Genomic DNA, 14,630 nt, shown 5'->3' with positions numbered 1-14,630 from the left:
TGTTTTCACCAAAAAATTATGAATGATTTAGCAAGATTGATCTTAATATGTATAAAAGATATCCAATTTCTTCGAAAGGAGCATTTCGTAAATGCAAACGTGTGGCTTGAATTTTTTGGAACAATTCGATTCGAGGAATGGAATTAGAGAGACATTCAAAAAAACGGATAAACCCTAAATGGGATTATCGGGTTTACTTTTCTTTATTTTTACTTTTATGATAATTTGAGTTCGTTAAACACATAAAAATACTGGTTGACAATACCATAAATACAGCATTAGTATGTAAATCAAAATATAGCAAGCGTTTACATTGGCTGAATTTGGGTCGGAATTCGGTGTGCTAAAGATTGAGTTTTATGTACTTAGGTTTCTGCACAACTTATTGCAAACGTTTGCACTGATTTCATGATTTTTGTGATCTTCTTTTACTTTGACAAGGATGGTGATGCTGTTAATCCGGTTTGACGAGCCGCACACATAGACCTTCTCCAACCACAGAAGGAAGACGCATGATTTCATAACCTCAGAATAATTGGCGGGGTTCGAGAAATTATGTATCCGCTTGCACAAAGGGAATTCATAATTATGGGAGGTTTTACAAAAATGAAAATAACTTTATGGGGTAAGAGGACGTTCGCGATCTTCATGATCGTTGCTCTTGTGTTCTCCAGTTTCGGCTTACACCCAGTTAAGGTTTCAGCAGAAACGACAAAGGTAGTTTTGGTCGGTGATTTGCAATCACAGTTTATTTCTACTGGGGCGGAAAATCCCGGCAAGAATTGGGATGAGACATCAGTAGTCACCCAAATGACTTACTCAGGCGATGGGTTGTATTCTTTTACTGGGACTCTGCCAGCGAAAGAATATAATTACAAGGTTGCTCTGAATGATAGTTGGGATGAGAACTATGGATTTGCAAAGTATACAAACCCTCAAGGGAAAAATGATGGAGAGAATATCCACATAAAGTTAGAAGAAGAAACGACTGTAACCTTTTATTATAATGACATCACTCATAAAATAGCTGATTCTACGTACTACACGCCAATTGCTGCGGATAAGCTGCCAAGATTGACAGGAAACCTGCCAGCAGAAGCATTGTCCACGTTATCGGATCCTGATTTTGATGGTGTGTACAGTACAGTTGTTACTGTGCCGCAGGGAGATTACACATATAAGGTTTCTGTTCCAGGAGCCACAGAAGCAGAGGATATGTCTTATCCAGAAAACGATCTAGCGTTGAGCCTACCGTTAGATCTTAAGGTAACCTTCAAGTACAATACTGCAGATCACAGTGTGACCGCAGAATATAAAATCCCTACTGAACCTGTAGAGGTTACACCTGTTCCAGCAGGGCACATTCGTGTTCACTACAAGGCTAGTGATTACACCGATAAGGGATTGTGGTTATGGGGTGATGTTGTAAATCCTTCTGATGATTGGGCTATGGGTGCGACCCCTTTCCCTGAAGGACAAATGGATTCCTATGGTGCATATGTTGATGTGCCGATTAAGGATGGGGCTAAGAAAATCTCATTCATCGCACTTAAGCGTGCAAGTGGTGCTAAAGATGGAGGAGATAAGAACTTCTCGATTAATACTCCACAAACTAATGAAGTATGGATCACAGAAGGCTCTGATGTAGTTACGCCTTATGAACCGGTTAAGCTTCCGGCAAATACCGTTCGGATCCATTATATGAGATCAGATTCCAATCAAAGTCACTATGGATTATGGTTGTGGGAAGATGTTGCAGTTTCACTTAAGGATTGGCCTAAAGATGCAGTTCCATTCCAAGCAGATCAAGTAGGTCGCTTTGGTGCTTATATTGATATTCCATTGAAAGAAGCTGCAAAAAAAATTGGGTTTCTCGTAGTGAACCCGTTGAATGGCGATAATAAAGACGGCGGTGACAAAGGATTTACTCTACTGGATCGTTACAACCAGCTGTGGATAAAAGAAGGAGACAACAATGTATATGTTTCACCGTTTGGTGAAACGCCTATCGGTTTAGTATCCGCTGAGGTGTTATCGACAAGCAAAATCCTTCTTGGTTTCACGTTAACCGACGGGTTAGATGCAGCAGCATTGAAGAATGAGATTACCGTTAAAGATAAAGATGGTGTTGCTATTCCTGTATCGGCTGTAACCATTACTAGCAAAACTTCAATTGAAGTTGATACAAAAGCCTTTGATCTGGATAAAGTTCCGCTTAGCGTTACCTATTCAGGTAAAACGGTCTCTGCGGCTAGTGGTTGGAGAATGCTTGATGAAATGTACAATTATACAGGAGATGATCTAGGGGCTACGTACAACGCTGACAAAACAGCTACGTTAAAATTGTGGGCACCTAAAGCAAGCTCGGTCGTTGTCAATGTGTACGATAAGAATGACTCCAACGTGTTCGTGGGTAGTGTGGACTTAACGAGCGGTGAGCAAGGAGTCTGGTCGGTTGATTTGAAGCCGACTGATTTGACAGGCACGACTACAAACGATGTAAGAGGATTCTTTTATCAATATGAAGTGACGAATGACGGTGTAACCAATAAGGTCCTTGATCCTTATGCTAAATCAATGGCGGTATTTACTGTGGATACCACAGGTGCTGCTGGTGCTGGCGGGGATACAGTCGGTAAAGCGGCTATCGTTGATTTAAGCCAGACGAACCCGGATACCTTTGGTTATGCAGATATTAAAGGCTACGAAAAACGCGAGGACGCAATCATTTATGAAGTCCACGTCAGAGACTTTACATCCGATGTATCGATCGAAGATAGTCTGAGTGGCGAAAGATGGGGCTCTTATAGCGCTTTTGAAAAGAAGCTCGATTATATTAAATCTCTAGGTGTAACTCATATTCAATTACTTCCTGTAATGGCTTGGTATTACGGGGATGAGACGAAGATGGGGACTAGAGAAACAGAATATTCCGCTAAAAACAATGAATACAACTGGGGATATGATCCTCACAACTACTTCTCTCCTGATGGTGCTTATTCGCAGAAACCTGCTGATCCTGAGGAGCGGATTAAAGAATTAAAAGGATTGATTGACGCCGTACATGAAGCTGGAATGGGTGTCATTCTGGATGTAGTGTATACACATATGGCTAAAAAAGAATTCTTAAACGACATCGTACCTAATTACTATGCGTTCCAAGATGCAAATGGCAACTTTATAGGAGGTTTCGGAAACAATCTGGCCACCAACCATAAAATGGCTGAGAAGTTGATGGTTGATTCCGTGAAATACTGGTTTGAAGAGTACAAGATAGATGGAATGCGCTGGGATATGATGGGCGATGCGACAGCAGAGGCTGTTCAGAATGCTTATGATGCCGCAGAAGCGATTAATCCGAAGGCTCTATTTATCGGTGAAGGCTGGAGAACATTCGGAGGCGCCGCAGCTGATCCTTCCCTTGCTGGGAAAGGAGCAGATCAGGACTGGATGGATAAAACGGATAGCGTGGGTGTTTTCTCTGACGAATTCCGTAATGAATTGAAATCTGGTTACGGTTCCGAAGGTCAACCTAGATTTATTACAGGCGGGGCGCGTCCAATAACGACAATCTTTAACAATATTAAAGCCCAGCCATCCAATACGCCTGCTGATGATCCAGGGGATATCGTTCCATATATCGAAGCTCATGACAATCTGACGCTACACGATGTTATTGCACAATCAATTAAGAAAGATCCTGCAATCGCTGAGAATGAGCTTGAAATTCAAAAACGGATCAGACTTGGAAACATGCTTGTGCTAACTTCCCAAGGTACTGCCTTTATTCATGCGGGTCAGGAATATGGGCGTACTAAGCAGTGGAAGAGCACTTCAGTTCCTCAGGACAAATTCACAGAATTGTTTGACGTCAACAAACAATCCTTTGGTTATTTCATTCATGATTCGTATGATTCTTCGGATGCAGTCAACATGTTTGATTGGACTAAAGCAACGGATGAGTTAAAGTTCCCAGTACAGAACACGACAAGAAAATATACTTCGGGTCTTATGGAGCTTAGAAAGTCTACGGATGCCTTTCGGTTGGGTGACAAGGATCTGGTTGATTCTAATGTTAACCTAATTGCCGCTCCAGAAATGAAGAAGGATGATCTTGTCATTGGCTATTCAAACAAAGCTACTGATGGCACAGGTATCTATTATGTTTTCATGAACGGCGACAGCACAGCTAGAACTCTGACTTTATCGGAGGATTTGACGAGTGGTCAAGTGCTTGTTGATAACGATGAAGCAGGTGTTGCTGCGATTCCGGTTGAGAATCAGTCAGGTTTTAATTTAACAGCTAATACTATTACGCTAGACCCATTAACTGCAGTAATTCTTAAAAAGGAAGCTAATGCCGCTGGATTTACAGCCTTGGAGCTTGACAGCACGAGCTACAGCCTGCCAATAGGTCAAACGCACAAATCTTCTGCTTTCGCAAAATATGATGATAACAGCAGAAGAAACATTACCGAATTGGCTAAGTACACATCCAACAACCCTGAAGTGGCTACTGTAACTAGTAAAGGCCATGTGAAAGGGATCTCTGAAGGAACAGCCAGAATCACCATAACTTATGGTGGTATTTCTAAAACGGCTACTGTTCATGTTACCGACAAGCGATATGTTCAATTCACTTATACTCGTAGCGATAAGGATTATAAGGGATGGAATATCTGGGCTTGGGATACAGGAGCTAAAAATGACCAGATTAATTTTACAACCTTTGAAAATGGTACTGCGAGTGTTCTAATTGAGGTTTCTGAGGACGCAAAAAAGGTAGGGTTCGTCATTCGTAATGGTGATGATTGGTCAAACAAGGATCCTTATGGTGATGATCGGTTTATTCCTTTGACACCTGGTGATGGGTTCATTAAAGTGAACGTCACCAGCGGTGTAAAGGATTTTGAAATTAAGCCTAGCATTGGAAAACCGATCTTAAAGGATGGAACAGCTACTTTTAGGTATCGAGATCCTGCCTTGTTCCGTATTGGAAATGTTGATGCAATCACTTCTGCAATCGTAAAAGTAAATGGTAAAGAGTACCCAATGGTTTATGATTCCGTTAATGAATTCTTCAGTTACACGCTGAAAGACTTGAAAGTAGGTACGTATAAGTATACCTACCTAATCACGAAGAACGGTGTCACAACTGAATATACAGATCCAAAGAATACCGTAAATGATGAATCATCTTTTGAATATCGTACCCCTGAAATTGCAATTACGACATCCGTAAGTCCGGAGGTCATAACCTCTAATCAGAATGCTGTCGTGACCGTTAAAGCTTCTGCTTTAGAAGAAATTATCTATACGGATGGGTTTATGGATTTGACCAGTCTTGGCGGACCAAGTAAAGTTCAACTGGATACGGAGCTGCTGAAACAGACGATTGCTGTGAAGGATACAGTGACAGCAGGAATTAAGACTATTCCAGTAACGCTTGTAGACCAGTATGGTAATGCGCATACGCAAAACGCTACGATGGAGATCAAAGCTAGAACCTATACAGGTGACAAGCTCGATTTCGACTGGGATGAAGCACGTATATACTTTGCTCTGACCGATCGTTTTAAAGATGGGGATGTTTCGAATAACGTGAATGTTGATAAAAATCATTTGGAAGCCTACCACGGTGGTGATTTCCGAGGGATGATTGACAGTCTCGATTATTTGCAAGCGCTAGGTATTAATACGTTATGGATTTCTCCAATCGTAGATAATATTGATTTTGATCAAGGTAGTGGCTTTAAACAATACGGTTACCATGGCTATTGGGCTAAGGACTTTACAAAGCTTGATGAGCATCTTGGTGACATGAATACTTTTAAAGAGCTAATCGAGAAAGCACATGACAGAGGCATCAAGATTATGGTTGACGTTGTACTCAATCATACAGGTTACGGCCTTAAACCAGGGGATAACAAACCGACGATTACAGCTGAGGATAAGGCTCGTTTTGAAGGAATGCTTCGTACAGATGGCGTTTCAACAGGTACGGATGCAGTAAAAGGTGAGCTTGATGGGTTGCCGGATTTCAAAACAGAAGATCCAGCTGTTCGTGAGAAGATTATTGCTTGGCAAACAGGCTGGTTAGACAACGCTCGCACAGAACGTGGAGATACGATTGACTACTTCCGTGTGGATACTGTCAAGCATGTCGAAGATACGACTTGGAAAGCCTTTAAAAATGCATTGACTGCAATCGATCCGAATTTCAAAATGACGGGTGAATATTTCAGCGGAACCATTGATAACAATGGTGGAATGCTCGAGACAGGTCAAATGGATGGTCTGCTTGATTTTGGATTTAAGTCTGCTGCAAAAGACTTTACTGACGGCAAAATAAATAGTGTGAATTCCTATTTACAGCAACGTGAGTCGATGATTGATAATACAAAGATGATGGCTCAATTCCTTAGTAGTCATGATGAGGATGGCTTCTTGTCAGAAAAATTAGGGGGAGACAAAGGTAAGCTGAAAATCGCAGCTGCACTGCAAATCACCGCCAAAGGACAGCCGGTCATTTACTATGGAGAAGAGCTTGGTAAATCAGGCAAAAATGCAGGGAAAATGTCTGAAGGCAAATTCAGCGAGAACCGTAAGGATATGCCTTGGGATCAACTGGAAGCAGAGAAGCCACTTCATGATCATTATCAGAAGCTGCTGAATATCCGTGCAAAATACTCCAAAGTGTATTCTAAAGGTACGCGCACGAAGCTGGCAGGTTCAGATGATTTAGGTTATTTAGCCTTCAATAAGTCTTACGATAATGAGAACGTCGTGACGGTTATTAACACTAAGACAAGTGAGGAATCCGCAACAATTCCGGTACCGTTTGCTGCCAATTCATCTGTAAAGGATGAGTACAGCGGTAAAACATACAAGGTATCCGAAGATCAAAAAGTAATCATTGATTTACCAGGTAGAGATGATGGTGGTACGGTTATTCTATCTGGTGTATCTAAAGTGACACCAACTCCAACACCTGGTGGTGCCGTTGTTAGTCCTGCTACTCCTGCCGATACTCAGGTTGTCAGTGAGGACAGTTTGAAGAATGGTAAAGATGGAAAAGTACAAATCGATATTGCTGCAGGTAAGACAGCGGTATTGTTACCGTTGCAAGCAGCAAAAACATTGGGATCTAATGATCTAGTATTTAAAGTGGGGGATCTATTAGTTACTATCCCTAACAAACTGTTAAGTACAATACCAAGTTTAGCTTCAGGTGTGGATGCGGAAGGTGCTCAAATCCTGTTGGAGCTGAAACCATTGGTCCAGTCTGCTACAAAAGCATTAGTCGATGGTTTAAACAAAGAGGTGGGGACCGTAACTTCGCTTTCCGATGTGTTTGAACTGAGAATTAGCATTCTGAAGAAAGATGGTACCAGGATTGTAGTTAAGAAGTTCGATGAGCCAATCACAATATCGTTTAAGATTAAAGGTCAATCGAATAAAGATCTATTGGGGATTTACTATTTAGGGGATAATGGCGAGCTTGAGTACGTAGGTGGACAGCTGAAGGGAGACGTGATATCCACACAAGTCACGCACTTTAGTAAATATGCCGTACTTGAGATTGTGAAGTCGTTTAAGGATGTTCCAACTACTTATTGGGCATTCCATGCCATTCAGTCTCTTGCTGCAAAACAAATTGTTTCAGGGGTTACGACAACCGAATTTAATCCGAAGAGCAATGTTAGTCGTGCGGAATTTACCGCATTACTAGTTCGTGCACTTGGTTTAAATGCGGAAGGACCAGTTCAATTTACTGATATCAAGTCAGATGCATGGTATTCATCATACGTAGCAACAGCGTCTAAGCTGGGCATTGTTAGTGGTCGAAGCAATGATACCTTTGCTCCGAATGCTTCCATTACCCGTGAGGAAATGGCTATCATGGTGATCCGTGCGCTTGAAGTGAAGTCTGGTAAGAAGATCGAACCAGCAGTGGGTGCCACGACATTTGCAGATGCATCTAGCATTAGCAAATGGGCAGACAGCTACGTGAAGAGAGCAGCAGGTCTAGGGCTTCTGCAAGGCAGAGAGAACAATCAATTTGCTCCAAAAGGGTGGATGACCCGCGCCGAAAGCGCACAGATTATTTATACGCTACTGAGCAAGTAAACTGTACTTCGGTGTGCTGATTGATAGTACACCGAAGTATTAGTAATTGGCTAGTAATGTGACAGTCATGCTTAGTAGTCATCTCTAATAGAAAACAGGGTATCCCACAGCTATCATAGCTAGTGAGATACCCTGTTTTGTTATGTTTTATACGGCCAAAGGCATTTAAATCTAGTTGATTGCTTTAAGTATAGCGAAACCATAAGCAGGCATCTTCACGTTCAGCTTGCCACGCTCAGCACGCACTGTATCGGCCGTGAACAAGTTCTCCCAATTTCGCTCGTCTACGTCAATACGGAACGTTTGAGCGGTCTCTTCGCTATTGATCAGTACAACTATAGTCTCAAGATCCAATCGGCGCTCGTAGGCTATCTTACTGCCTTGTCGACCTGCCTCTAAGAAAGTAAATGTCCCCGTACGAAGTGCAGGTTGCTCATTGCGGATTTGAATGAGCTGACGATAGAATTCAAACAGATCACGATCCTGTTTCTCAGGGTTCCATTCCATGCATTTACGACAACCTGGGTCACCCTCACCGTCCATTCCGAACTCGTCGCCATAATAGATACAAGGAGTACCCATAAAGGTGAACTGGAATAGTGCAGCTAACCGCATTTTATTTTTGTCCCCCGCAGCCAGCGTAAGTAAGCGTGGAGTGTCATGACTATCTAACAGATTGAAGGCAACTTCACTTGCTTGCAGTGGGTAACGCGATAACTGCCGGCCAATAGAGTTGGCAAATCCCTCTGCATCAAGGTTACCGTGAACAAAAAAGTCTAAGACGGCATCAGTGAAGGGATAGTTCATGACAGCATCGAATTTATCACCCTCCAGCCACGGAGCAGACTCATGCCAGATTTCTCCAAGGATGTAGGCCTCAGGATTAGCGCGCTTTACCACCTTGCGGAATTCACGCCAGAAATCATGATCTACTTCATTGGCTACGTCGAGGCGCCAACCATCGATTCCAACTTCTGTAATCCAGAATTCAGCGACCTTCAGTAAGTACTCTTTAACTTCAGGATGTTCGGTATTAAGCTTTGGCATATGTGGTTCAAAGGCAAAAGTATCATAAGTAGGAATGCCGTTTACAACCTGAAGCGGAAATTCACGAATATGGAACCAGTCTTTGTAAATGGAGTCTTCTCCCTTTTCCTGAACATCTAAAAATGGAGCGAAGGTTCCACCGGAGTGGTTGAATACTGCGTCTAACAGCACACGAATACCACGTTTATGGCAGAGGTCGACGAGTTTTTTTAACGTTGCAATATCCCCGAAATGCGGATCAACTTTCATGTAATCTTCTGTATCGTATTTATGATTAGTAGTTGCAGTGAAGAGTGGCGTGAAATAAATAGCATTGATGCCAAGCTCGTTAAGATGATCCAGATGATCAATAACTCCTTGCAGATCGCCGCCAAAAAAGTTGGTTGGTGTTGGCTCTGCTCCCCATGGCTGAACATCTTTTGGATCAAGGCTAGCGTCGCCATTTGCAAAGCGTTCAGGGAAGATCTGATAGAAAACAGCATCCTTTACCCAGGCAGGTGGAGTGAACACATCAACAGGGTTAATAAATGGGAACTCGAAAAGCTTGTTTGGATTTTCTGGCCGGTTCGTTTGAAAATCATTTTCGGTCATCCAAACTTTCTCGTTATCCTTTTGCAGTAAGAATCCGTATTTCAATCGGCGATAGATGGGAACTGAAGCACATTCCCAATAATCGAACATCGCATCAGAGGTGAAGAGGGTCATGGGAATTAGCTCTTTCGTGGTATCCCAAGTGTACTTATCCCCTGCAAAAGCAAATACTTCTGTTAAATCCCCTTTTTTAGCGCGGAGGCGCAAGTGAATCGTACTCTCATTATAGGCATAAGACCAATTTAACCGCGGGCGATGGTACACAGCTTCCAGTAACATGAATAAGTCCTCCTAAAGTTTTGTAAGCGATACTACCCTGACCAGCTTCGGCAAAACTACCTCGAAAGCATACGCTTAGTTTTGTAAGCGATACTTCCCTGACCAGCTTCGGCAAAACTACCTCGAAAGCATACGCTTAGTTTTGTAAGCGATACTTCCCTGACCAGCTTCGGCAAAACTACCTCGAAAGCATACGCTTAGTTTTGTAAGCGATACTTTCCCGAACAATTGATTACTGCGTGTGGGGTTTAGAATGTCGCTATTGTTATTGGTTGCACAGTTTTTTATGCAACATGCGCAAATGATCAGGCAAACTTGCACATAACAAAGAGGCACAACCGCCGCGAAGTAGCTTGTCCGAGGTTGTACCTTTCATAAGTAACATTGCCTTTTAGTTATATAGAACAGGAGGCAGACAATAGATGCAATGATTCATGTTGGGGTGCCTCTTAACGATTTGGATTATAGCATGGAATAAAAGGGCTTTCAATACTCTTGTTCAAACCATTGCACAAATTTTCACTTAAGTATATGAGCGTTTCTACTCTCAGATAATTGTAAATCTATAGGAAAAGTGAATTTGTGGGATATGAGGGGCAAATAAAATAACAATTCCATTTTTAAACACATGAATTATCGATTAATTAAAAGATATCATGTGAAAAATGGAGATAAATGCCTATAGTGTTTATAAAATAATGGAAAATGGTCAAATATGGTATGTGCAAACGTTTTTAAAAACAAACGATACTGTTGTATGATGTATTCATGAATGAAGCGCTTTCTTGCACTGCGAATTGCATCTCAAGAAGGAGCGAGCTAAAAGAATAACTTTTTTTTTAGCTTTTCTGAAATCGTTTGCGCAAATTTCTTGCTCTACTATTTTATCATCTTATGCTTTTTTAAAATTGGGAGGGGTTAAAGTAATGAAGTTAAAAAAAGTGATGGTTATCACCGCTGCTGTCTCTATGGCACTGTCCGTTACAGCGTGTGGTTCGAGCAACAATGGGAATGCCGGGGGAAACAATGCAGCAAAAGCTACTAATGCTGCTAACAACACTACAGAGACTGCAGCGCCTGAGAGCACAGATGCAGCAGCGACAGACGAGATTGTACCTGAAGATGGAGCAAGTCTAATTGTATGGGAAAGTAAGGAAGAAAGACCATTCGCAGACGAAATTGCTAAGCAGTTCACAGCAAAATATAACGTTCCAGTCAAGATTGAAGAGTTGGCACCACCAGATCAAGTAACTAAACTTACGCAAGATGGTCCGTCAGGATTAGCTGCAGACGTTATCCTTATTCCTCACGACAACTTAGGTAAAGCTGCAAGTGCGAGCTTGGTTCTTCCTAACGATGTCTTCGGTGAAGAAACAAAAGCTAGCAATACTGAAGCTTCGATTATCGGATCTTCGTATGAAGGCGAATTGTATGGTTACCCAAGAGCAGCAGAAACTTATGCATTGTTCTACAATAAATCACTCGTTAAAGAAGCACCTAAGTCTTTCGACGATGTTCTTGCTTTCAGCAAAACATTCACAGATAAATCCAAGAACAGATACGGAATTATGTGGGAAGTAGGAAACTTGTACTTCAACTACATGTTTATCGCTTCCGATGGCGGATATTTATTCGGTAAGGACGGTACAGATAAAGACGATATCGGACTTGCTAATGATGGAGCTGTTGCAGGACTTAAAGAATTTGTGAAAATGAAAGAAGCATTGCCAATTAAGAGTGGAGATATCAATAGTGATATCAAACGCAGCTTGTTCAACTCAGGTGATGTAGCGATGGATATCACTGGTCCTTGGGAGCTTGGAGGATACAAAGCAGCTCTTGGAGATAACCTTGGTATCGCACCGATCCCTACAGTAAATGGCAAAACAGCTATTACATTCTCTGGTATCAAAATTTTCGCAGTTAACTCGTTTACTCAATATCCGAACGCTGCTAAATTGTACGCTCATTTTGCATCAAGCAAAGACGCTCAATTGTTACTGAACAAAACGATCGGTTCTGTTCCTACAAACAACGAAGCGCTTCTTGATCCACAAATCGTTAATGATCCATTTGTATCCGCTTTTGCAGCACAAGCTAAGAGCTCCCAACCAATGCCTTCCATTCCTGAAATGGGTAATGTATGGAGCCCTGTAAATGCAGCGCTTCCAGAAATTTGGGATAAGGGTGTAGATCCAAAAGCAGCAATGGACAAAGCCGTTCAACAAATCAAAGATTTGAACAACAGTTCATCGCAATAAGGATCATAAATCACAGTCTTAACAGCATACAGTGAATCAAGCTGCCCGTCGCATGTTTAGCGGAGGGCAGCTTCTTATTTTCACTCGGAGAGGAGAACGGAAGCGAAATGCAGCGACATCGCACGAGGGCCGCAGTACTGTCGACGATTTTCATGGGATTGGGACAAATATATAACCGCCAATTCATCAAAGGAATCATGTTTTTAGTTGTAGAAGCCGCCGCTGTTTATTATTTTATTCAGAATCTTGCTACTGCTTTATGGGGTTTTGTTACACTAGGAGAAAACCCTAGCCGTTTGGTAAAAGTAAAAGGCATCGCTAAGATGGTAGCTGGGGATCACTCGATTTATATTTTGATTCAAAGCTTGATCACCATTCTAATGCTTATCATCATAATCCTCGCTTGGTATTTGAACATTAAAGATGCTTATAAGACTGGAGAGAAACGCGATAACGGTCTTCAGGCAAACACCTTTAAACAAAGTGTTCGCTATATACTGGATTATAAGTTCGCTCAGACGTTCTTGGTCTTGCCGGGTATTGGTGTTCTATTCTTTACCATCATGCCAATCATCTTCATGATCCTGCTAGCGTTTACGAACTATTCCGCACCTGATCATCTTCCACCCGCTAAATTGGTTGACTGGGTTGGATTTCAGACCTTCCGAAATTTATTAGTTCTCAAAACATGGAGCCACACCTTTTATGGTGTATTAACATGGACGATTATATGGGCAGTTCTTTCAACGATTACTACATATTTCGGAGGACTATTGGTAGCCTTATTGGTGAGCCAAAAAGGTATTCGTTTCAAAGGAATGTGGAGAGTTATTCTGATTGTGCCTTACGCAGTACCACAGTTAATCTCTTTGCTGCTCATGCGCAATCTATTTAACGGTCAATTCGGTCCGATCAACCAATACCTTGGGTATTTTGGAATGGGCGGATTACCATGGCTGACAGATCCATTCTGGGCTAAGGTTACTGTAATTATTGTTAACATGTGGGTTGGTATTCCAGTCTCAATGTTACTTATTATGGGCGTACTGACTACAATCCCTCGGGATATGTATGAAGCCGCTGAGGTGGATGGAGCATCAGGCTATCAGAAGTTCCGTATTGTTACGCTACCAATGGTATTGTTCTCCACAGCGCCTACTTTAATTACGCAATTCGCAGGTAACATTAACAACTTTAATGCGATCTTCCTATTAACAGGTGGTAGTCCTGTAAATGGTGATTATCAATATGCCGGTTCCACGGACTTGCTAGTAACCTGGCTATACAAATTAACACTTGATCAGAATAAAAACAACATGGCTTCGGCAATAGGGATTATTATCTTTATCATTGTTGCTTCATTCTCCCTGTACAATTACCGCCGGACGAAATCATTCAAAGAGGAGGATATGATCCAATGAGCAGAAAGATCGCGAACTTTATTCGCTTAAGTGGTAGCTACATCATCTTGATTGCTTTGTCGATAGCGGCCCTCTATCCGGCCCTCTGGATTCTATTTGCTTCCTTCCGGCCTGGTAAATCATTGTACAGTAAAACGTTTATCCCTGAGCAATTCACCTTTGATCACTACAGAGAATTGTTCACGTCACCAAGCTATATGTTTGGAACTTGGTATGCGAATACATTGAAGATAGCTATATTCTCCATGCTTATCGGTGTAGTTCTTACCTTGTTAACCAGTTATGCAGTATCCAGATTCCGTTTTAAAGCGCGTAAAACAGCGTTATCTACGGTTCTGATTCTTGGTATGTTCCCTGGTTTTATGAGTATGATTGCCATTTATATGCTCCTTAAGGAGTTTAATTTGCTGGATACGCATATTGCCTTGATTATCGTCTATGCAGCCGGGGCGCCGCTGGGGGGAACCTTTATCGCCAAAGGCTTCCTCGACACGATTCCTCGTTCTTTGGATGAGGCGGCTCGAATAGACGGGGCGAGCAATTTCGGGATCTTTATGCGAGTGATTCTTCCCTTGTCACGTCCTATGATCACTTACATGGCACTGACTCAGTTTGTCGGTCCTTGGGTCGATTTCATTTTCGCCAGACTTATTTTGCGGACAAAGGAGAACTGGACCGTCGCAGTCGGAATGTGGGATATGGTTAACACGAACCAAAACACTAACTTTACCTTATTCTCTGCCGGTGCTGTTCTGATCTCTATCCCGATTATGATTTTGTTTGTATTCTTGCAACGTCTGCTTGTTGATGGATTGACTGCAGGAGCCAGTAAGGGGTAACAATTTCGCTTCATACTAAAGAATGAACTGGGTACAGCCTTTGTACAGAAATGGAAGGCTGT

5 protein-coding genes are annotated in these 14,630 nt (G+C 42.1%); 4 read left to right on the top strand and 1 reads right to left on the bottom strand.

Annotated elements, in window-relative coordinates; translation table 11 throughout:
- The first annotated feature begins 606 nt into the window (after positions 1-606).
- Positions 607-8,130 carry a pullulanase gene (locus ACWNM1_RS13560; protein ID WP_449601325.1) on the top strand — a complete coding sequence of 2,508 codons (7,524 nt, stop codon included), beginning with the start codon at positions 607-609 and terminating at the stop codon, positions 8,128-8,130.
- A gap of 171 nt (positions 8,131-8,301) precedes the next feature.
- On the opposite strand, the gene ACWNM1_RS13555 is transcribed toward ACWNM1_RS13560, so the two are convergent.
- Entirely contained in the window at positions 8,302-10,047 is a 1,746-nt protein-coding gene (locus tag ACWNM1_RS13555; RefSeq protein WP_449601324.1) for an alpha-glycosidase, read from the bottom strand.
- 926 nt (positions 10,048-10,973) lie between these two features.
- Here ACWNM1_RS13555 and ACWNM1_RS13550 point away from each other — a divergent pair.
- The 3 genes from ACWNM1_RS13550 (at position 10,974) to ACWNM1_RS13540 (ending at position 14,568) form a co-directional block, all read left to right on the top strand.
- Positions 10,974-12,308, top strand: a complete 1,335-nt coding sequence (locus tag ACWNM1_RS13550; protein ID WP_449601323.1) for a sugar ABC transporter substrate-binding protein — start codon at positions 10,974-10,976, stop codon at positions 12,306-12,308.
- A gap of 107 nt (positions 12,309-12,415) precedes the next feature.
- Entirely contained in the window at positions 12,416-13,729 is a 1,314-nt protein-coding gene (locus ACWNM1_RS13545) for a sugar ABC transporter permease (protein WP_042125830.1), read from the top strand.
- Positions 13,726-14,568 (top strand): sugar ABC transporter permease, encoded by an 843-nt coding sequence (locus ACWNM1_RS13540; protein ID WP_341061580.1) that lies wholly within the window; start codon positions 13,726-13,728, stop codon positions 14,566-14,568. The genes ACWNM1_RS13545 and ACWNM1_RS13540 overlap by 4 nt, the downstream gene beginning before the upstream one ends.
- Positions 14,569-14,630: the final 62 nt, after the last annotated feature.

Source organism: Paenibacillus sp. Marseille-Q9583, assembly GCF_976954365.1.
Note: the sequence above shows the minus strand (reverse complement) of the source record. Positions and strands in the feature narration are given on the sequence as shown.